The sequence below is a fragment of the Caenibius tardaugens NBRC 16725 genome, from assembly GCF_003860345.1.
GTDB classification, from domain to species: domain Bacteria; phylum Pseudomonadota; class Alphaproteobacteria; order Sphingomonadales; family Sphingomonadaceae; genus Caenibius; species Caenibius tardaugens.
This window is the reverse complement of sequence record NZ_CP034179.1, coordinates 383,046-403,368: the sequence shown is the minus strand read 5'-3', so window position 1 is coordinate 403,368 and position 20,323 is coordinate 383,046. Positions and strand designations below refer to the sequence as shown.

At 62.6% G+C, this 20,323-nt stretch carries 16 protein-coding genes; 10 read left to right on the top strand and 6 right to left on the bottom strand.

Going from position 1 to position 20,323, the window contains the following annotated elements; translation table 11 throughout:
- Positions 1-71: 71 nt before the first annotated feature.
- Positions 72-2,657 carry a type I DNA topoisomerase gene (topA, locus tag EGO55_RS02055; RefSeq protein ID WP_021689324.1) on the top strand — a complete coding sequence of 862 codons (2,586 nt, stop codon included), beginning with the start codon at positions 72-74 and terminating at the stop codon, positions 2,655-2,657.
- Positions 2,658-2,758: 101 nt separating this feature from the next.
- On the opposite strand, the gene era is transcribed toward topA, so the two are convergent.
- From era to lepB, 3 genes are read right to left on the bottom strand one after another with little or no spacing between them, the layout of a single operon-like run.
- A complete protein-coding gene (era, locus tag EGO55_RS02050) occupies positions 2,759-3,661 on the bottom strand; it encodes a GTPase Era (RefSeq protein ID WP_021689323.1) in 903 nt (300 codons plus the stop codon).
- Positions 3,658-4,383 carry a ribonuclease III gene (rnc, locus tag EGO55_RS02045; protein ID WP_084619910.1) on the bottom strand — a complete coding sequence of 242 codons (726 nt, stop codon included), beginning with the start codon at positions 4,381-4,383 and terminating at the stop codon, positions 3,658-3,660. Before rnc ends, era begins: the two co-directional genes overlap by 4 nt.
- A complete protein-coding gene (lepB, locus tag EGO55_RS02040) occupies positions 4,338-5,174 on the bottom strand; it encodes a signal peptidase I (RefSeq protein WP_040715098.1) in 837 nt (278 codons plus the stop codon). The genes rnc and lepB overlap by 46 nt, the downstream gene beginning before the upstream one ends.
- A gap of 206 nt (positions 5,175-5,380) precedes the next feature.
- On the opposite strand from lepB, the gene pgi reads away from it, so the two are divergent.
- Together pgi and gorA are read left to right on the top strand one after the other, a co-directional pair.
- Complete coding sequence (gene pgi / locus EGO55_RS02035; protein WP_021689320.1) at positions 5,381-6,910, top strand: glucose-6-phosphate isomerase; 1,530 nt, start codon at positions 5,381-5,383, stop codon at positions 6,908-6,910.
- 88 nt (positions 6,911-6,998) lie between these two features.
- Positions 6,999-8,345 carry a glutathione-disulfide reductase gene (gene gorA / locus EGO55_RS02030; protein ID WP_021689319.1) on the top strand — a complete coding sequence of 449 codons (1,347 nt, stop codon included), beginning with the start codon at positions 6,999-7,001 and terminating at the stop codon, positions 8,343-8,345.
- A gap of 12 nt (positions 8,346-8,357) precedes the next feature.
- Here the strand turns inward: gorA and EGO55_RS02025 are convergent, their stop codons facing one another.
- The gene (locus tag EGO55_RS02025; protein WP_021689318.1) at positions 8,358-9,770 is read right to left on the bottom strand and encodes a helix-turn-helix domain-containing protein; all 1,413 of its coding nucleotides are present in this window, start codon (positions 9,768-9,770) and stop codon (positions 8,358-8,360) included.
- 294 nt (positions 9,771-10,064) lie between these two features.
- On the opposite strand from EGO55_RS02025, the gene EGO55_RS02020 reads away from it, so the two are divergent.
- From EGO55_RS02020 to EGO55_RS01990, 7 genes are all read left to right on the top strand, one after another.
- The gene (locus EGO55_RS02020) at positions 10,065-11,597 is read left to right on the top strand and encodes an acyl-CoA carboxylase subunit beta (protein ID WP_021689317.1); all 1,533 of its coding nucleotides are present in this window, start codon (positions 10,065-10,067) and stop codon (positions 11,595-11,597) included.
- A gap of 10 nt (positions 11,598-11,607) precedes the next feature.
- Positions 11,608-12,045 (top strand): methylmalonyl-CoA epimerase, encoded by a 438-nt coding sequence (gene mce / locus EGO55_RS02015; protein ID WP_021689316.1) that lies wholly within the window; start codon positions 11,608-11,610, stop codon positions 12,043-12,045.
- Positions 12,045-12,833: an enoyl-CoA hydratase-related protein gene (locus EGO55_RS02010; protein ID WP_021689315.1), complete on the top strand. Its 789-nt coding sequence runs from the start codon at positions 12,045-12,047 to the stop codon at positions 12,831-12,833. The genes mce and EGO55_RS02010 overlap by 1 nt, the downstream gene beginning before the upstream one ends.
- An 18-nt stretch (positions 12,834-12,851) precedes the next feature.
- A complete protein-coding gene (gene scpA, locus EGO55_RS02005) occupies positions 12,852-15,026 on the top strand; it encodes a methylmalonyl-CoA mutase (RefSeq protein WP_021689314.1) in 2,175 nt (724 codons plus the stop codon).
- The gene (gene bioB / locus EGO55_RS02000; protein WP_021689313.1) at positions 15,023-16,060 is read left to right on the top strand and encodes a biotin synthase BioB; all 1,038 of its coding nucleotides are present in this window, start codon (positions 15,023-15,025) and stop codon (positions 16,058-16,060) included. Before scpA ends, bioB begins: the two co-directional genes overlap by 4 nt.
- A gap of 74 nt (positions 16,061-16,134) precedes the next feature.
- Positions 16,135-18,156 (top strand): acetyl-CoA carboxylase biotin carboxylase subunit, encoded by a 2,022-nt coding sequence (locus tag EGO55_RS01995; protein WP_021689312.1) that lies wholly within the window; start codon positions 16,135-16,137, stop codon positions 18,154-18,156.
- Positions 18,156-18,527, top strand: a complete 372-nt coding sequence (locus EGO55_RS01990; RefSeq protein ID WP_021689311.1) for a tRNA-binding protein — start codon at positions 18,156-18,158, stop codon at positions 18,525-18,527. Before EGO55_RS01995 ends, EGO55_RS01990 begins: the two co-directional genes overlap by 1 nt.
- A gap of 33 nt (positions 18,528-18,560) precedes the next feature.
- Here EGO55_RS01990 and aroB read toward each other — a convergent pair whose 3' ends face one another.
- Positions 18,561-19,667: a 3-dehydroquinate synthase gene (gene aroB / locus EGO55_RS01985; RefSeq protein ID WP_021689310.1), complete on the bottom strand. Its 1,107-nt coding sequence runs from the start codon at positions 19,665-19,667 to the stop codon at positions 18,561-18,563.
- Positions 19,658-20,227 (bottom strand): shikimate kinase, encoded by a 570-nt coding sequence (locus tag EGO55_RS01980; protein ID WP_021689309.1) that lies wholly within the window; start codon positions 20,225-20,227, stop codon positions 19,658-19,660. Before EGO55_RS01980 ends, aroB begins: the two co-directional genes overlap by 10 nt.
- Positions 20,228-20,323: the final 96 nt, after the last annotated feature.

Below are 20,323 nucleotides of genomic sequence, written 5' to 3'. Positions count from 1 at the left end.
GCTTGACGAACCCGTATCCCAACCACCACTTTCGCGCGTACGTATACGCGTAAGGACTTTTGACCACTGCAATGCAGCTTGTAATCGTTGAATCGCCCGCGAAGGCGAAGACCATCGAGAAGTATCTCGGCAAGGACTACAAGGTCCTCGCATCCTACGGCCACGTCCGCGATCTGCCGCCCAAGGACGGCTCGGTTCGCCCGGACGAAGATTTCGCGATGGATTGGGAAACCTATCGCGACAAGGTCTCGCGGGTGAAGGAAATCACCGATGCCGCGAAGAAGGCGGATCGTCTGATCCTCGCGACTGACCCTGATCGCGAAGGGGAAGCCATCAGCTGGCACGTGCAGGACCTGCTGGCCAAGCGCAAGGCGCTGCCCAAGGCGGTGGAGCGGGTGACGTTCAACGCGATCACCAAGCAGGCGGTCACCGAGGCGATGCAGCATCCGCGCGATCTCGATCGCGATCTGATCGACGCCTATCTCGCCCGCCGTGCGCTCGACTACCTGTTCGGTTTCACCCTGTCGCCGGTGCTGTGGCGCAAATTGCCCGGCGCGAAGTCGGCAGGCCGCGTGCAATCGGTGGCGCTGCGTCTGATCGTTGACCGCGAACGCGAGATTGAGGCGTTCCGTGCGCAGGAATACTGGCAGGTTGGCGCCACGATGGAGCATGACGGGACGGAGTTTCAGACCCGTCTGGTGCGTTTCGAAGGCGAAAAGCTCGACAAGCTGTCGCTGGGCGAAAAGGGCATTGCCCTGCGTGCCAAGGCAGCCGTCGAAGCGGGCCGGTTTACGGTCGAAGACATCGAAACCAAGCCGCTGAAGCGCAATCCGGCGCCGCCGTTCACCACGTCCACGCTGCAACAGGAAGCGGCGCGCAAGCTGGGCTATTCGGCCAGCCACACCATGCGTCTGGCGCAGAACCTCTATGAAGCAGGCGCCATCACCTATATGCGTACCGATGGTGTGCAGATGGATGGCAGCGCCATTTCTGCCGCGCGTGCTGCGATCAGCGATCGCTATTCCGGGCACTATCTGCCTGAAAAGCCGCGCATCTATCAGACCAAGGCGAAGAACGCGCAAGAAGCGCACGAAGCGATCCGGCCAACCGACTTCACCCGTGACCGTGCCGGTTCCGGGGATGAGGGCAAGCTCTACGACCTGATCTTCAAGCGCGCGATGGCCAGCCAGATGGCCTCTGCCAGCCTTGAACGCACCACGATTACGCTGCGCGATGCCACGGGCCGCAATGAACTGCGCGCCACCGGTCAGGTGGTGAAGTTCCCGGGCTTCCTTGCCGTTTACGAAGAAAGCTTCGACCAGAAGGACGATGACGACGCGGAAGGCCTGCTGCCGCTGATACACAAGGGCGATTGCCCGGCCAAGAAGGCGGTCGAGGCGACCCAGCATTTCACCCAGCCGCCTGCACGCTTCTCCGAAGCGAGCCTGGTGAAACGGCTGGAGGAACTGGGGATCGGACGCCCGTCGACTTATGCCTCGACGATTCAGGTGCTGAAGGACCGCAATTATGTGCGGACGGAGAAGAACCGGTTCTTTGCGGAGGAATCAGGCCGCCTGCTGACCGCATTCCTCGAACGCTTCTTCTCCCGTTACGTGGCCTATGAATTCACCGCCGGCATGGAAGACGAACTGGACGATGTGTCCGGTGGCCGCGCCGCGTGGAAGGAAGTGCTGGCGGCCTTCTGGCGCGATTTCAAGCCGAAGTCGGACGAGGTGATGGAGCGCAAGCCTTCGGAAGTGACCGAAGTGCTCGACGAATTCCTGTCGGACTATCTCTTCCCGTCGAAGGAAGACGGGTCTGACCCGCGCCGCTGTCCGCAATGCGGCGATGGCCGGCTCGCTTTGCGGGGCGGGCGTTATGGCGCTTTCGTTGCCTGTTCGAACTACCCCGAATGCAAGTACACGCGGCGTTTTGCGCAGCCCGGCGGCGAAAGCGGGGGCGGCGATGAAGAAGATGGCGTGCTGGGCAAAGACCCGGAGAGCGGGCTGGATGTCGTGCGCAAGAGCGGGCGGTTCGGCCCCTATGTCCAACTGGGCGAGGGCAAGGAAGCGAAGCGGGCCTCGATCCCCAAGGACCTGCCCGAATTCGATCTCGACTGGGCGTTGAAGCTGCTCAGCCTGCCACGCGCGGTGGGAACCCATCCGGAAACCGGGAACCCGATCACGGCCAGTATCGGGCGCTATGGCCCCTATCTGGCGCATGACGGCAAGTATGCCCGGCTAACCAGCACGCGCGATGTCTTTGACACCGGCATGAATGCGGCTGTGGCGCTGCTGGCAGAAGCGGCCAATCGCAAGGGTGGCGCAGGCGGACGGGCCAAGGCCGAACCGATCAAGGTGCTGGGGGCACACCCGACCAGCGGGGGCGAGATCAAGGTGATGCCGGGCCGCTATGGCCCCTACGTCACCGACGGGACGACCAACGCGACATTGCCGAAAGACGTGAAGCCCGAGGATGTGACCGAACAGCAGGCAGTCGAACTGATCGATGCCCGCGCGGCCAAGGGCCCGGCCAAGAAGAAGGGCGCGAAGAAGGCGCCTGCCAAGAAAGCCGCCCCGAAGAAAGCTGCGCCCAAGAAAGCCGCTGCGAAGAAGGCTCCGGCCAAAAAGAAGGCGGCTGCATCCGACGCGGAGTGAGATGAGCGCGCATCGCGGGGGATGGCAGCCATTCCCCGCGATCTTCGCCGATAGAACCGGTTGTTGCCGGCCCTATCGGTCGTAAACGGACTTCGCCGGTTTTACTTCACCCAGTCGAGGCCCATTTCCTCGAATATTTCGCGGCTTTCCGCCCAGTTTTCATCCACTTTCACGTGGAGGAACAAGTGGACTTTCACGCCAAGTTGTTCGGACAGTTCCTTGCGTGAGGCTTCGCCGATGGCCTTGATCCGGCTGCCCTGTTTGCCCAGCACGATGGGGCGCTGGCTTTCGCGGCCGACGACGATCTGTTGGTGGATTTCAAGGCTGCCGTCCGGGCGTGTGCGATAGGCTTCGGGGCGCACGGCGGAATCGTAAGGCAATTCGTCATGCAGCTGGCGATAGAGCTGTTCTCGGGTGATTTCGGCGGCCAGCAGCCGTTCGCTGGCATCGGAAACCTGATCTTCCGGGTAATGCCATGGCCCTTCGGGCATCAGGCCCGCGAGGTGGGTCTTCAACTCGGGCACGCCATCGCCGGTCAGCGCCGACACGAAGAACACCTCGTCAAACCCGACTTTGCCCACCAGGTCCTGCGCCAGTTCAAGCAGGGGTTCCTTCTGCGAGGCATCGACCTTGTTAAGGCACAACAGCTTGCGTTCGGGGCGGTCTTTCAGCGTTTCCAGCAGGGGTTCCAACTCGTGCCTGCGCTTCTTGATCGGATCGACCACCAGCATGATCGCGTCGGCGGCATGCGCGCCTTCCCACGCGGCGTTGACCATGGCGCGGTCCAGCCGCCGCCGCGGTGCGAAAATGCCCGGCGTGTCGGCGAGGATCATCTGCACCTCGCCTTCCAGCGCGATGCCCAACAGGCGCGCGCGGGTGGTCTGCGCCTTGGCGCTGGTAATCGCCACTTTCTGCCCGACCAGCGCGTTGACCAGTGTCGACTTGCCCGCGTTGGGCGCGCCGATGACAGCCACGACGCCGCAATGCGGGGTTTCGATAGTCATGCAAATTTCTCCATAAATACGGCTGCGGCGCGCTTTTCCGCTTCCTGTTTGCTTGGCCCGCTGGCCTCCGCTTCGCCCACGCCCTTGATCGATACGCGGATGGTGAATACCGCCGCGTGATCGGGGCCGGAACGGTTCACGACTTCGTATGTCGGAACCTTGCGGCGATTGCCCGCCGCCCATTCCTGCAGTGCGCTTTTGGGGTGCTTGCGATGACCAGCGTGGCCGGACACGGCATCGGCCCAGATCTGGCGCACGATCAGGCGGGTGGGTTCGAAGCCGAGCGTCAGGAAACTGGCGCCCAGCAGGGCCTCCATCACATCGCCCAGGATATTGTCGCTATCGGCGCCGCCATCGTCACGCGCCTGTTTGCCCAGCCGGATATGCGGCGGCAGGCCGATTTCGCGCGCCTGATGCGCACACATTTCCCGGCTGACCAGCGCGTTGAGCCGTTGCGACAGCTTGCCTTCGGCCTGATCGCTCTGCTCGTGGAGCCATTCCGCAATCACCAGACCAAGGACGCGGTCCCCGAGAAATTCGAGCCGTTCGTAATTGCGCGGCGTGCCCAGGCTGCCATGGGTCAGCGCCTCGAGCCACAATCCGTCATCGGTGATCCCGGCGATACCCAGTCCGGTGAGAAAATCCCGTGTTTCAGGGGGCAGGCTTTCCGGGGCGTTCAAAAGGTGCCCCCGATGCGGCCCCAGCGCGCGGCTGTGAACCATGTCCAGGGCTTGATCCATTCGGCGCCGCCATCGGTCGACCACATCACGATACCGGCCTTGCCGACGAGGTTTTCTTCAGGAACCATGCCGATACCGCCGCCCGGAATGGCGGGGAAACGGCTGTCCTGCGAATTATCGCGATTGTCGCCCATCATGAACAGGTGCCCCTTGGGCACGATGACCGGTTCGGTATCGTCCTGTGGGGTCTGCCCCAGATCGAGCACGTCATAGCTGCGGCCATTGGGCAGCGTTTCGCGGAAGCGCGGATACCGGCAGACGGGCGTGCCATCTTCCACGGATTCGAACGCCGCTGCGGTGCAATCGGTATTGGGGCTTTGCGGCAGGACGAAATCGGCGATCTTTTCCTTCTTCACCGGCTTGCCGTTGAGATAGACCACCCCGCCGATCATCTGCACCTGATCGCCGGGCAGGCCGATCACGCGTTTGATGTAGTCGACGTCATTCAGGGGCGGGGCCTTGAAAATCGCGATATCGCCGCGTTCCGGCTGGCTGGCGAACACCCGCCCGGGAATCAGCGGCACGCTGAACGGCAGCGAATATTTCGAGAAACCGTAAGACCATTTCGAGGCCAGCAGATAATCCCCGTTGACAAGACGGGGCAGCATGCTTTCGCTCGGAATGGTGAAAGGGGCGAAGACAAAACTGCGGAAGATCACCACGATCGCAACCAGTTTCAGCAGGAATACGAAGAAATTGTCTTCCTTCTTTTCCTTGGTCGCGGGCGCACGCGCGCCTGATTCTGCCAGTTTTTCAGGGGAGGGTTGGTCCATGCTCGCGTCCATGTTGGGCGATGCTCCGTTCGTCAAGTGCCGTAGAGGTTGACACAGGTGACACAGTTCAGGGGCGGGAATGCATCCCTTGTTTCGCAGGCGCACAATGACACTTGGCGCAGCGGCGTTTGCCGGGCTAGGTTCATGGTGTGATTGCGCATGGCGGTGCCATACCGCCTGCCCCATGCAGTAGGAAAGGGATTTCGATGCCAGATGCGATCAAGGCCGCCTGGGATAAGCTGGATCAAACCGGGGTCCAGACCTTGGCGGAACTGTTCGCGGATCGCGATCGGGTGGCGAAGCTGTCCGGCCGGATCAGTCTGGGGGAAGGGGCGGGCGGCATTCTGTTCGACTGGTCGAAAACCCACCTGACTGACGATCTGCTGGCCGGTTTCGAGGATTTGGCCGAGGCGGCGGACTTTGCCGGCGCGCGCGAAACGCTGGTGACCGGTGGCCTCAGCAACGCGTCCGAAGGGCGTGCAGCCGAACATCTGGCCCAACGCGGGATCGGCAAGGACAGCAGCGTGGAGGAAGCCTTCGCGCTGCATCAGCGGATGCGCATGCTGGTGGAGGCGATCCATCAGGGCGCGCTGGGTGAAATTCGCCATTTGATCCATGTCGGGATTGGCGGGTCCGCACTGGGTCCGGCACTGGCGATCAACGCGCTGGCCCGCGATCTGGCGCTGGTCGATGTGCATGTCGTGTCCAATATCGACGGGTGCGCGCTCGAACAGGCATTTGCCGCCTGCGACCCGGCGACGACGCTGCTGGCGATCGCATCGAAAACCTTTGGCACGGTGGAAACGCTGACCAACGCGCAAAGCGTGCTGCGCTGGCTGGGGGATAACGGGGTGAGCGATCCGGGCGGGCGCGTGATCGCGCTGACCGCCAATCCCGAACAGGCGGTGGAATGGGGTGTGGACGAAACGCGTATCCTGCCGTTTCCGGAAACCATTGGCGGGCGTTATTCGCTGTGGTCCTCGATCGGATTCCCGATTGCGCTGGCGGTGGGCTGGGATGAATTTTCGGCCATGCTGGAAGGGGCGCAGGCGGTCGACGTCCATTTTATCGAAACGGACGGTCGCGATAACCTGCCCTTGCGCGCGGCGTTTTCCGATCTCTACTACAACCGCGTTTGCGGTTGCCGCACGCGGGCGGTTTTCGCATACGATGAACGACTTGCGCTGTTCCCGGCCTATCTGCAGCAGCTCGAGATGGAATCCAATGGCAAGGGGGTGACCGTGGACGGTCAGCCGGTTTCCGGGCCGACCGCGCCGATTACCTGGGGCGGTGTCGGCACGGAGGCGCAGCATGCCGTGTTCCAGTTGCTCCATCAGGGCACGCATCTGGTGCCGGTCGATTTCATCGCCAGCATCGCGCCTGGGGATGAACTGGACCCGGTGCATCACCGGACCTTGTTGATGAACTGTTTCGCCCAGGGCGCCGCGCTGATGGCAGGCCGCCGCGATGCCGGTGCAGAGCGGTCCTATCCCGGCAATCGCCCTTCGGCGACCATCCTGTGTGACGATCTCGATGCGGCATCGCTGGGCGCCCTGATCGCCTTCCACGAACACCGGACTTTCGCCAATGCGGTGTTGATGGGGATCAATCCTTTCGACCAGTTCGGCGTGGAACTGGGCAAGACGCTCGCACGCAAGATCGAGAAGGGTGGGGAAGTCTTCGATCCCGGCACCGAAGCCCTGTTGGCCGCCGCCGGCCTGAACGACAATGCCTGAACACCCGCCTGCATAACCTGTTTGCGCAAGGAAACGGTTGGCAAGGGGGCTGCGCTCACCCATATCGCGCCCCCAGAGGAGCATGGGCATGAGCGAATTCGACTACGACCTTTTCGTCATCGGGGCCGGGTCCGGCGGCGTGCGCGCCAGCCGGGTGGCTGCCGCGCATGGGGCGAAAGTGGCTGTGGCGGAAGAATACCGGATCGGCGGGACTTGCGTGATTCGGGGCTGCGTGCCCAAGAAGCTGCTGGTGTACGGTTCGCATTTTGCGGACGAACTGCACGATGCCGCCCGTTATGGCTGGACGGTGGATCAGCCGCGGTTCGACTGGCCGACCTTGCGCGACACGGTACTGCGCGATGTGGAACGGATCGAGGCGGCCTATACCTCCACGCTGGATAACAATCGCGTGGAACATTTCCACGAACGGGCGGTGATTGCCGGGCCGAACACGGTGCGGTTGGCCTCGGGCCGCGAATTGACGGCGCGCTACATCCTGGTGGCGGTCGGGGCCTGGCCGGTCATGCCCGCCTTCGAAGGCAGCGACCTGTGTATCACCTCGAACGAGGTGTTCCATCTGCCCGCATTGCCCAAACGTGTGGTGATTCAGGGCGCGGGCTATATCGCCATGGAGTTCGCCGGTATTTTCAACGCACTGGGTTGCCATGTCACCGTGGTCAACCGCAGCGATGTGATCCTGCGATCCTATGACGAGGCCATGCGCGACCGGTTGCTGCAGATCACCATGGCGCGGGGTATCGAATATCGGTTCAACAGCCCGATCAGGAAAGTGGCGCGGCAGGATGACGGCAGCTTGCTGGTTCATGCCGGCGATCATGAACCGATCCCCGCCGATACGGTGCTGATCGCCACTGGCCGTCGCCCGAAAACCGACGGGCTGGGGCTGGAAAATGCGGGGATCGCGCTGGGTGCAAACGGGCAAATCCCGGTCGACGAATACAGCAAGACCAGTTGCGACAGTATCTATGCCGTGGGCGATGTGACCGACCGGGTGCAACTGACCCCCATCGCCATTCGCGAAGGGCATGCGGTGGCCGATGGCCTGTTTGGCGGCAACCGGCGCACGATCGCCTACGATTCCATCCCCAGCGCCGTGTTCTCGCAGCCGCCGATTGCAGCCGTCGGGCTGACCGAGGCGGAGGCGCGCGACCAGTACGGCGAGGTCAGGATTTTCACATCGGATTTTCGTCCGATGAAGAACATCTTTGCCGAACGGCACGAACGCGGCCTTTACAAGCTGGTGGTCGATGCGGGCACCGACCGCGTGTTGGGCGTGCACATGATCGGGCCGGATTCGCCCGAAATCCTGCAGGCCGCAGCCATTGCCGTGCGTGCCGGGCTGACCAAGGCCGATTTCGACGATACGGTCGCGCTCCACCCCTCCATGGCGGAAGAACTGGTGCTGATGCGCTGATCCCGGCGGGGATCAGTTGATGCGATAGGGGACGATGCCGCGCTGATCGGGATCGACCAGAATGGCGCGGTCGCTGGGCGGGAAGGCGCGCTGATCGCAATCGGGGCGTGGGCAAAGGCGGCACGATACGCCGATTTTTTCCATCCGGTGCGGGCTCGCGAGGTCCAGCCCATCGGCATAGACGAATTCGTCGGCATGGGCGGCTTCGCAGCCCAGCGCGAGGGCATAGCGGCGCGGGGATCGTTCAAAACTGCCCGACGGCTTCACCAGCCCCTTGGCCATGGAAACATAGCGCACCCCATCGGGGGTTTCCGCCAGTTGCACCAGAATGCGGTCGGGGATGGCCACGGCCTCGTGCACGATCCACAACGGGCAGGCCCCGCCGAAACGGGCGAACTGCAGCCGCGTGGCTGAATGGCGCTTGGTGATATTGCCCGCCATGTCGACTTTGCAGAAATAGAACGGCACCCCGCGTGCATCGGCGCGCTGCAAGGTGGAAAGGCGCTGGCAGGTCTGTTCGAAGCTGGTCCCAAAAGCGTGGGCCAGCCGGTCGATATCATGGCGGAGGCGGCGCGCTTCTTCGCGGAAGGTGCGATAGGGCATCAGGATTGCACTGGCGGCATAGTTGCACAGGCCGACGAACAGCAATTGCCGCCCCGCCGGACTGCGCAGGGTTGCTGCGGCGATCACGCTGGCGATTTCCGCCTTCAGCGCCAACGCGGCAAGCTGATGGGCGAGCTGGAACCGCCGCGTTTCCGCAGGCTGGGCCGGATCGATCACGAGATGGCCCATTTGCGGATCGAATTCGCGCAGGCCCCGGTTGCTTTCGTAACGGACCGATACGGAAAAGCCGATGGCAAGCTGCTGTTCCAGCGCTTCGGACAGCGGCGACAGCCCGTGATCGCCGATCAGGCCGATGGACAGTGCTTCGGCCGCGCGGTCGATCGTATCGACGTAGTTGTTCGCGAAATGAAACCAGTCGCGCACTTCCTCCCATGGCAGACGGGTGCCGCTGGCGTTATCGGCGGCCAGCGCCTCGTCGACCATTTCCAGCCGCTGCCCCGTACGGCGATAGGCTTCGTGCAGGGCGATGAAGCGTTCGGCAAAGCCCGGCTGCTGCTCCGCGATGCGGGCCAGTTGTTCGGCGGGCAGCGGTTCGGCGAACAGCGGGTCGGCCGTCGCCTCGCGCAGGGCGACAAGGCGCTTTTCCGTGCTGTCCGCGCCGACGTCCTGCCAGTCGAGCGGAAATTCGCGGGCGAGTCGTTCCAGCAGGGCATTGCTGAGCGGGCGATCGTCATTCTCCAGCTGCGAGAGATAGGAGACGCTGATATCCAGCCGGTCGGCCATTTCGGCCTGCCGCAGGTTGCGGGCGGCGCGCAGATTTCGCAATTGCGACCCGGCAAATATACGGCGTTTTACAGACATCGGTGGCCCTGTGTTGCGAAGCCGCGCGGCCCGGCGCGGGTTCGTGCGGGATAGGCCCGCGGGATTGGTGCCGGGAACGCCGCTATGCTAGTTTGCAAAATGGGGGTTTGCAACTTCGCAAATTAACATTGGACTCACAGACGCGTCATCGCCATGGCGCAGGCTGCAAATTGCTTTGGGCATGACACGGTGCGGGCGAAGGGCGCCTGTGGCCATGTTATGCGCGGATAGACAATCACGGCACGACCGGCCCGGGACGGGTGCGGCGTGCCGCTTTGCTCGAAGGACTGCTGAATGTCAGCCAATATCGCCGAAATGGAACGCCGCCGCGATGCCGCCAAACTGGGTGGCGGGCAAAAGCGCATCGATGCGCAACATGCCAAGGGCAAGCTGACCGCGCGCGAACGCGTCGAAGTGCTGCTCGATGAAGACAGCTTCGAAGAATACGACATGTATGTCGAACACAACTGCGTCGATTTCGGGATGTACGAACAGCATATCCCGGGCGATGGCGTGGTCACCGGCAGCGGCACGATCAATGGTCGCCTGGTCTTCGTGTTCAGCCAGGATTTCACCGTCTATGGCGGCGCCCTGTCCGAACGGCACGCGCAGAAGATCTGCAAGATCATGGACATGGCCATGAAAGTCGGTGCCCCGGTCATCGGTCTTAACGATTCCGGCGGCGCCCGTATTCAGGAAGGCGTGGCTTCGCTGGCCGGTTATGCCGAAGTGTTCCAGCGCAATGTCAACGCATCGGGCGTGGTGCCGCAGCTTTCGCTGATCATGGGCCCCTGCGCTGGCGGCGCGGTGTACTCGCCCGCAATGACCGACTTCATCTTCATGGTGAAGGACAGCTCGTTCATGTTCGTGACCGGCCCGGACGTGGTCAAGACGGTGACGAACGAAGTCGTGACGCAGGAAGAACTGGGCGGCGCGATTACGCACACGACCAAGACTTCGGTGGCCGATATCGCTTTTGAAAACGATATCGAAGCGCTGATGGCGACGCGCGATTTCTTCGATTACCTGCCGTTGTCGAACAAGGAAGACGTGCCTGAACGCCCGACATCGGACCCGTGGGATCGCCTTGAGGACAGCCTCGACACGATCATTCCGGCCAATGCCAACCAGCCCTATGACATGCACGAAGTCATTCGCAAGGTTCTGGATGAAGGCGATTTCTTCGAGGTGCAGCCGGGTCATGCTGGCAACATCCTGTGCGGTTTCGGCCGTGTGGAAGGGCGCACGGTGGGTGTCGTTGCCAACCAGCCGATGGTTCTGGCTGGTGTGCTCGACATCAACAGCTCGAAGAAGGCGGCCCGGTTCGTCCGTTTCTGCGACTGCTTCAATATCCCGATCCTGACCTTCGTCGATGTTCCGGGCTTCCTGCCGGGCACCGATCAGGAACATAACGGCATTATCAAGCACGGCGCGAAGCTGCTGTTCGCCTATGCCGAAGCGACGGTGCCGAAGATCACCGTCATCACGCGCAAGGCCTATGGCGGCGCTTACGACGTGATGAGCTCCAAGCACTTGCGCGGCGATCTCAACTACGCCTGGCCGACCGCCGAAATCGCGGTGATGGGTGCCAAGGGTGCGGTGGAAATCATCTTCCGCAAGGATATGGGCGATCCCGACAAGATCGCGGAACGCACAAAGGAATACGAAGACCGCTTCGCCAACCCGTTCGTGGCGGCGAGCAAGGGCTTTATTGACGAAGTGATCCACCCGCATTCCACCCGCCGCCGCATCGCGCTCGGCCTGCGCAAGCTCCGCAACAAGGAGCTTGAGAATCCGTGGAAGAAGCACGACAACATCCCGCTGTGAGGACCGGACGATGAAACTTGGCCGTCTCAATCATATCGGCGTCGCCACGCCGTCGATGGAAAAATCCATCGCCTATTACCGCGATGTGATGGGCGCGACGCAGATTTGCGAACCGTTCGACCTGCCCGCTCAGGGCGTGAAAGTGTGCTTCGTCGATACGCCGGGCGAAAACGGCACCAACGGCACGCAGATCGAATTGATCGAGCCGCTGGGTGCGGATTCGCCGATTCATGGCTTCATTGCCAAGAACCCGGCGGGCGGCCAGCATCACATGTGCTACGAAGTGCCCGACATTCACGCGGCGAAAGCCTGGTTCGAAGGCAAGGGTGCTCGCGTTCTGGGTGAACCGCGCATCGGCGCGCATGGTACCTTGATCTTCTTCGTCCACCCCAAGGACATGAACGGCGTGCTGACCGAAATCATGGAAAGCCCGAAAGAGGCGCATTGATGGCATACAACTTCATTTCCGCAAGCAGCGACGGCGCGGTTACCACTCTGGCTATCGCACGATCGGACAGGCTTAATGCACTGACCCCCAACGTTTTCGTCGAACTCAAAGCGGCGATGGACGAGGCTTTGGCAAACGGCTGCAAGGCCTTCGTGCTGAGCGGGGAAGGCCGCGCGTTCTCCTCCGGTGCGGATCTGCTGCCCGACGGCGCAGGTTATGAAGGTTTGCCGGACGATCTGGGCGCTCTGCTCAACGACCACTATAACCCGTTCGTGCAGTACCTGATGGAATTGCCTGCCCCGTTGATCACGGCGATCAACGGCCCGGCCGTGGGCGCGGGGCTCAGTCTCGCGCTGGCGGGTGATATCTCGGTCATGGCGCGTTCGGCCTATGTCTTGCTGGCATTTGTCAATATCGGGCTGGTGCCCGATGCGGGCGCAAGCTGGATGGTGGCGGCCAGTGTCGGCCGTGCGCGGGCCATGGAACTGGCATTGCTGGGCGAGAAGCTTTCCGCAGAGGAAGCCCACGCGATTGGCCTGATCAACCGCGTTGTCGATGATGGCGACGTGCTCGCAACGGCACAGGCGATCGCCGCGAAACTGGCTGCCGGGCCGGGCAAGGCGATCGGCATGGTCCGCAAACAGATCAACGCGGCGGTGGAGAGCACGCTGAACGATGTGCTGGCCATCGAACGCGATAACCAGCGCGAACTGGGCTTTAGCGAAGACTTCAAGGAAGCGCTCGCTGCTTTCGACGAGAAGCGCAAACCGCAATTCAACGGCCGCTGAGGCGGCGCGAGGATATTCATGACCGATACCAACAACGCTGGCCCCGATCTCGAAAGCTGGAAAGCCCTTGCCGACAAGGAAGTGAAGGGCAAGGACCTGACCTGGCAGACCCCGGAAGGGATCGCGGTCAAGCCGCTCTACACCGCCGAAGATGTCACGGTTGATCCGGGGCTGCCCGGTTTCGCACCGTTTACGCGCGGCGTGCGTGGTTCGATGTATGCGGGCCGCCCCTGGACCATCCGCCAGTACGCGGGCTTTTCCACCGCGGAAGAATCGAACGCGTTCTATCGCCGGAACCTTGCGGCGGGCCAGAAGGGCCTGTCAGTCGCGTTCGACCTTGCGACGCACCGTGGCTATGACTCGGATCACCCGCGCGTGGTAGGCGATGTCGGCAAGGCCGGCGTGGCGATCGACAGTGTCGAGGACATGAAGATCCTGTTCGACGGCATCCCGCTCGACCAGATGTCGGTTTCGATGACCATGAACGGCGCGGTGATCCCGATCCTCGCGTTCTTCATCGTGGCGGGCGAGGAACAGGGCGTGGAGCGCAAGCTGCTCGACGGGACCATCCAGAACGACATTCTCAAGGAGTTCATGGTCCGCAACACCTATATCTACCCGCCCGAGCCGAGCATGCGGATCATCTCGGACATCTTCGGCTATACCAGCCGTGAAATGCCCAAGTTCAACTCGATCTCGATTTCCGGCTACCACATGCAGGAAGCCGGGGCGACGCAGGTGCAGGAACTGGCCTTCACCATCGCTGACGGCATTGAATATGTGAAATATGGCGTGGCCTCGGGTCTCGATATCGACAAGTTTGCCGGTCGCCTGAGCTTCTTCTTCGCCATCGGCATGAACTTCTTCATGGAAGTGGCCAAGCTGCGCGCCGCGCGCGTGCTGTGGCACCGGGCGATGACCGAACTTGGCGCCAAGGACGAACGTTCGAAGATGCTGCGCACGCACTGTCAGACATCGGGCGTGTCGCTGACGGAACAGGACCCGTACAACAACGTCATCCGCACCACGATCGAAGCCATGGCCGCGATGCTGGGCGGCACCCAGTCGCTGCACACCAATGCGCTGGACGAAGCGATCGCCCTGCCGACCGATTTTTCGGCACGCATCGCCCGCAACACCCAGATTGTCATCCAGGAAGAAACCGGGATGACCAAGGTGGTCGATCCGCTTGGCGGTTCCTACTACATCGAAGCGCTGACGCAGCAGCTGGTCGATGCGGCGCAGGAAATCATCGATCGCGTCAAAGCCGAGGGCGGCATGGCCAAGGCCGTCGGCGCTGGCTGGCCCAAGGCGATGATCGAAACCGCCGCCGCCGCCCGTCAGGCGCGGGTGGACCGTGGCGACGATGTGATTGTCGGGGTGAACAAGTACCGCCTCGCCAACGAAGACCTGCTCGAAACGCTTGAGGTCGACAACACCAAGGTCCGTGAAGCGCAGATCGCCCGCATCAACAAGATGAAGGCCGACCGTGACGAGGCGAAGTGTCAGGCCGCGCTGGATGCGCTGCGCGTTGCCGCCGCCGCGCCCCAGTCGATCGAAACCAATCTGCTGGCTCATGCCGTGGAATGCGCCCGCGCCCGTGCGACGCTGGGCGAAATCAGTCTGGCGATGGAAGAAAGCTTCGACCGTTACGGCACGCAGCCGACCCCGGTGAAGGGCGTCTATGCCGCGCCTTACAAGGACGATAGCCGCTGGGCGCAGGTCATCGCAGGGGTGAAGGCCGTCGAACGCCGCCTTGGCCGCAAGCCGAAGCTGCTGGTTGCCAAGATGGGGCAGGATGGCCACGATCGCGGCGCCAATGTGATTGCTTCGGCATTTGGCGATATGGGCTTTGACGTGGTGTCGGGTCCGCTGTTCCAGACCCCGGAAGAAACCGTGGTGCTGGCGCTCGACAGCGGGGTGGACGTGGTTGGCGCTTCGTCGCTCGCCGCAGGCCACAAGACGCTGATCCCCGAACTGATCAACCGTTTGCGCGAAGCCGGTCGCAACGATGTCAAAGTTATCGCCGGGGGCGTGATCCCGCCGCAGGACTATGACTATTTGCGCGATGCCGGGGTGCAGGGCATTTATGGCCCGGGTTCCAACGTGGTCGAATGCGCCGCCGATGTGCTGCGCCTTCTGGGCCACAACATGCCGCCGGCTGGCGAAGAAGTGAAGGAGGCCGCTGAGTGAGCGAAGTCCGCACCGACTGGACCCGCGAGGAAATCGCGGCGCTGTTTGACCTGCCCTTCATGGAGCTGGTCTTCCGCGCGGCCGAAGTCCATCGCGCCAACCACCCGCACAACGAAGTGCAGCTTTCCACGCTGCTCTCGATCAAGACCGGCGGGTGCCAGGAAGATTGCGGATATTGCAGCCAGTCGGTCAAGGCCGACAGCGGCGTCAAGGCGACCAAGCTGCTGGAAGTGCAGGAAGTGCTCCAGCGTGCGGCACAGGCCCGCGATGCCGGGTCGACCCGTTTCTGCATGGGTGCGGCATGGCGCAACCCCAAGGACCGCGACATGCCGGCCATTATCGAAATGGTGCAGGGCGTGCGCGCCATGGGGATGGAAACCTGCATGACACTGGGCATGCTCACCACCGCACAGGCCGACATGCTGGCCAATGCGGGCCTCGATTACTACAATCACAACATCGATACCTCGCCCGAACGCTATGGCGACGTGATCACCACCCGCACGATGGAAGACCGGCTGGATACGCTGGAACACGTGCGCGGCGCGGGGATCAATGTCTGTTCGGGCGGGATTGTCGGCATGGGCGAAACCCGGGCCGACCGCGTTGGTTTCATCCACACGCTGGCCACGCTGCCCAGCCATCCCGGCAGTGTTCCGGTGAACGCGCTGGTGCCGGTGAAGGGCACGGTGCTGGGCGACATGCTGGCCGATACGCCGCTGGCAAAGATCGACGATATCGAATTTGTCCGCACGGTGGCGGTGGCCCGCATCACCATGCCGGAATCGATGGTGCGCCTGTCGGCAGGCCGGGAATCGATGTCGGAATCGACGCAGGCGCTGTGCTTCATGGCGGGCGCCAATTCGATTTTCACCGGCGACAAATTGCTGACGGCACCCAATGCCGGGGATGACAATGACGCGGCGATGTTCGCCCGTCTGGGCATCACGCCGATGGCGATCACGCAGACTCAGGCCGAAGCAGAAGCCGCGCGTATGCCGCGTGGCTGCGCCAAGCTGGAAGCCGCCGAATAACCCCTGATTTTTCTCACCGCTCCTCGTGAGCAGCACGCAACACATTCCTTTTCAGGTCGAATAGTAGGACACCGATGTTCAAGAAGATCCTCATCGCCAACCGTGGCGAAATCGCTTGCCGCGTGATCAAGACCGCACGCCGTATGGGTATCCAGACGGTTGCCGTCTATTCGGATGCCGATGCCCGTGCTCCGTTCGTGCAGATGGCTGACGAAGCCGTGCACATCGGTCCGTCGCCCGCGGCGGAATCCTATCTGATCGCCGACAAGATCATCGCTGCCTGCAAGCAGACCGGCGCCGATGCGGTGCATCCCGGTTATGGCTTCCTGTCCGAACGCGCCAGCTTTGTCGAAGCGCTCGAAAAGGAAGGCATCGCTTTCGTCGGCCCGCCGGTGAACGCGATCGCCGCCATGGGCGACAAGATCGAATCCAAGAAGCTGGCGATGCAATCGGGCGTGAATGTCGTGCCCGGCTTCGTCGGTGAAATCGACGATACCGAACACGCCGTGCGCATCTCGGACGAAATCGGCTACCCGGTGATGATGAAGGCGTCGGCTGGCGGTGGTGGCAAGGGCATGCGCCTTGCCTATAACGAGAAGGACGTGCGCGAAGGCTTCGAAAGCGTGAAGCGCGAAGGCCTGAACTCGTTCGGCGATGACCGTGTTTTCATCGAAAAGTTCATCGAAGATCCGCGCCACATCGAAATTCAGGTGCTGGGCGACAAGCACGGTAACGTGATCTACCTCAACGAACGTGAATGTTCGATCCAGCGCCGCCACCAGAAGGTGGTGGAAGAAGCACCGTCGCCGTTCGTGACCCCCGCAATGCGCAAGGCCATGGGCGAACAGTGCGTCGCGCTGGCGCAGGCCGTGAACTATCACAGCGCGGGCACGGTCGAACTGATCGTTTCAGGCGCGGACAAGACCGGGGAAAGCTTCTACTTCCTCGAAATGAACACCCGCCTGCAGGTGGAACACCCCGTCACCGAAGCGATCACCGGTGTCGACCTTGTCGAACAGATGATCCGCGTGGCTGCGGGGGAAGAACTGCAGATCAAGCAGTCCGACGTGAAAATCGATGGCTGGTCGATTGAAAACCGCGTCTATGCCGAAGATCCCTATCGCGGCTTCCTGCCGTCGACGGGCCGCCTGATCCGTTATCAGCCGCCGGTCGATGGCTGGACGGACGATGGCGCCGAAAACGGCCGTCGCGGCGTGGATGGCGTGCGCGTGGACGATGGCGTCTACGAAGGCGGCGAAGTGTCGATGTTCTACGACCCGATGATCGCCAAGCTGATCACCTGGGGCAAGACGCGCGACGAAGCGGCCGACAAGCAGATCAAGGCGCTGGACCAGTTCCGCATCGAAGGTCTGGGCCACAATATCGATTTCGTTTCGGCGATCATGCAGCACCCGCGTTTCCGTTCGGGGGAACTGACCACTGGCTTCATTGCCGAGGAATATCCCGAAGGGTTCCATGGTGCGGCGGCTTCGCCCGAACTTCTGCGCAATGTCTCGGCGATTGCCGCGTTCCTTGCCACGGCGCTGGCGGATCGCGCGCGTCAGATCGATAACCAGCTCGATGGCCCGCTCGACCCTCCGGGCGAATGGCAGGTGAAGATCGGCGATGTGCTGCACGATGTGGTGATCGATGCCGATGCCATCACGGTCGACGGCGTGGATGTCGATCTGTCGATGACCTACACCCCGGGCGAACCGATTGTTCTGGCGGAAATCGGTGCGGAAGAACTGGCCGTGAAGGTCGAGATGAAGCGTATGGGCTTCCGTCTGACCACGCGCGGTGCGATCCATGATGTGCGCGTGCTGCCTGCGCGCATTGCCCAGCATGCGCATCACATGATCGAAAAGATCCCGCCGGATCTTTCGCGCTTCCTCATCTGCCCGATGCCCGGCCTGCTGGTCCGTCTGGACGTGGCCGAAGGCGACAAGGTCGAAATCGGCCAGCCGCTGGCCGTGATCGAGGCGATGAAGATGGAAAACATCCTGCGCGCCGAAAAGGCGGGCGTGGTCAAGGCTGTGAACGCCAAGGCGGGCGATAGCCTGGCCGTGGATGCGATCATCCTCGAACTGGAATAATGCACCTCCTCCATTCTCCCGATGCGCCGATTGCAGATGCGATTACCTTCGAGGATTTCCTCAAGGTCGACATCCGCATCGGCACCATCGTGGAGGCGGAGGATTTCCCCGAGGCCCGCAAGCCGAGCCTGAAGCTCAGGATCGATTTCGGGTCTGCCATCGGGGTGAAGAAGAGCTGCGCGCAGATTGCCGCGCTCTACACGCCGGGGGAATTGATCGGGCGGCAGGTTGCCGCCGTGGTCAATTTCCCGCCGCGTCAGATCGGCAAGGCCATTTCCGAAGTGCTGACGATTGGCTTTGCCGATGAACAGGACCGGGTGGTGCTGTTTTCACCCGATAAACCCGTGCCGAACGGCGCTCGCCTGTTCTGACGCACGGCACCGGCTGAACCGCCGCCGCGGCGGTCAGCGTGCCAGTTCCCCGTCGAGAAACGCCGCCACATCATCCAGCGCGACATCGCGGGCGAGGAACGCCTGGCCGATGCCTTTCATCAGCACGAAGGGCAGGGTGCCCGCATCCATCTTCTTGTCGTGCAGCATATGGTTGGCCAGAGTCCGGCCGTCGCAGTCGAGACCGAGTGCCGATAGCCGTGCAGGAAGGCCGCTGGCGGCGATCACATGTTCGACCCGCTGGGCCTCACCCGCGCCCATCAGGCCGATCCGTGCCGAATAACGCGCGGCAAGGGCCATGCCCAGCGCCACGCCTTCACCATGCAACAGGCGGTCGGAAAAGCCGGTTTCGGCTTCGAGCGCGTGGCCGAATGTATGCCCGAGATTGAGCAAGGCGCGCGTGCCGGTGGTTTCGCGTTCATCCTCGGCCACGATCCGTGCCTTGGCCTTCACGCTGTGCGCCACGGCATATTCGCGCATGGCGGCATTGCCCGCCAGCAGGGCATCGCCGTTTTCTTCACACCAGGTGAAAAACAGCGGGTCGCTGATCAGGCCGTATTTCACCACTTCGGCATAGCCGGCGCGCAGTTCGCGCGGGGGCAGTGTTTCCAGCGCGGCAAGATCGGCAAGGACCAGCGATGGCTGGTGGAAGGCACCGACCAGATTCTTGCCCGCCGGGGTGTTGATGGCGGTTTTCCCGCCCACGGACGAATCGACCTGCGCCAGCAGGGTGGTGGGCAACTGGATGAAATGGCATCCGCGTTTGACGATCGATGCCGCAAATCCGGTGAGATCACCGATCACCCCGCCGCCCAGCGCCAGAATATGGTCCCCGCGTTCGACTTCCAGTTCCAGCAGCCAGTTGACCGTGGCGGCCAACTGGTCCCAGCTCTTGGTGGCTTCACCCGCCGGAAGAATGCGCCAGTGTGGTTCATGCCCGGCTTCGCGCAACACGGTGTCGAGCAGATTGCCCCACGCGGCGTGGACATTGGCATCGGTGATGATCGGCACGCCGCGTTTGCGCAGCCGCCCCCGGCACAGGGTGGGAACATCGGCCAGCAACCCGGCCCCGACGTGGACTTCGTACGGCCGGTTGGCCAGTTCGACGGGAATCACAGCCATGTGTCAATCGCTTTCAGAAGGGCGTTTATCGTGCGTTGATGCGGGCCGGGGACGCTGATCACGTGGATTGGGGCCTGCGCGTAGGCGGGTTCGCGATCCGCTTTCAACCGGGCCAGAATATCGCGCGGGTTGCCATCGCGCAGCAGCGGGCGGTTATCCTTGCGGCCGACGCGTTCGACCAGGGTATCGAGATCGGCATCGAGCCAGACCGCGATCCCCTTGTCGAGGATCAGGGCGCGCGTCTCGTCATTGACGAAAGCGCCACCGCCCGTGGCGATGACCCCGCGATCTTCTTCCATCAGGCGGGCGATCACGCGCCGTTCCCCGTCGCGGAAATCCTGTTCGCCATGCGCGGCGAAAATTTCGCTGATCGTCATCTGCGCGGCTTCTTCGATGGCATCGTCAGCATCGGTGAAAGGCAGGTTGAGGAGCGTGGCCAGCCGCCGCCCGACCGAGGATTTGCCGACGCCCATGAGCCCAACCAGCACGATAGGTCGGTCGATCCGTGCCGCAATTGCCGTAATCTCGGCTTGAGAGAGGGGTGGCTCATCGACAGTCATTGCCGCCCTGCCTATAGATGGGCTAACCGGCAGCGCAAGCGCGCACGCGCGGAAGTTGATTTTGCAGGGAATGGTTTGGCAATGGCCGGCAAACGA

Bases quoted from the DNA above. Each gene is read 5' to 3' on its own strand.
- era (WP_021689323.1), bottom strand. From the start codon at position 3,661: ATGACTATCGAAACCCCGCATTGCGGCGTCGTGGCTGTCATCGGCGCG.
- EGO55_RS02020 (WP_021689317.1), top strand. From the start codon at position 10,065: ATGTCAGCCAATATCGCCGAAATGGAACGCCGCCGCGATGCCGCCAAA.
- pgi (WP_021689320.1), top strand. From the start codon at position 5,381: ATGCCAGATGCGATCAAGGCCGCCTGGGATAAGCTGGATCAAACCGGG.
- EGO55_RS02025 (WP_021689318.1), bottom strand. From the start codon at position 9,770: ATGTCTGTAAAACGCCGTATATTTGCCGGGTCGCAATTGCGAAATCTG.
- scpA (WP_021689314.1), top strand. From the start codon at position 12,852: ATGACCGATACCAACAACGCTGGCCCCGATCTCGAAAGCTGGAAAGCC.
- gorA (WP_021689319.1), top strand. From the start codon at position 6,999: ATGAGCGAATTCGACTACGACCTTTTCGTCATCGGGGCCGGGTCCGGC.
- EGO55_RS01980 (WP_021689309.1), bottom strand. From the start codon at position 20,227: ATGACTGTCGATGAGCCACCCCTCTCTCAAGCCGAGATTACGGCAATT.
- topA (WP_021689324.1), top strand. From the start codon at position 72: ATGCAGCTTGTAATCGTTGAATCGCCCGCGAAGGCGAAGACCATCGAG.
- mce (WP_021689316.1), top strand. From the start codon at position 11,608: ATGAAACTTGGCCGTCTCAATCATATCGGCGTCGCCACGCCGTCGATG.
- EGO55_RS01995 (WP_021689312.1), top strand. From the start codon at position 16,135: ATGTTCAAGAAGATCCTCATCGCCAACCGTGGCGAAATCGCTTGCCGC.
- EGO55_RS02010 (WP_021689315.1), top strand. From the start codon at position 12,045: ATGGCATACAACTTCATTTCCGCAAGCAGCGACGGCGCGGTTACCACT.
- rnc (WP_084619910.1), bottom strand. From the start codon at position 4,383: ATGGTTCACAGCCGCGCGCTGGGGCCGCATCGGGGGCACCTTTTGAAC.
- EGO55_RS01990 (WP_021689311.1), top strand. From the start codon at position 18,156: ATGCACCTCCTCCATTCTCCCGATGCGCCGATTGCAGATGCGATTACC.
- aroB (WP_021689310.1), bottom strand. From the start codon at position 19,667: ATGGCTGTGATTCCCGTCGAACTGGCCAACCGGCCGTACGAAGTCCAC.
- lepB (WP_040715098.1), bottom strand. From the start codon at position 5,174: ATGGACCAACCCTCCCCTGAAAAACTGGCAGAATCAGGCGCGCGTGCG.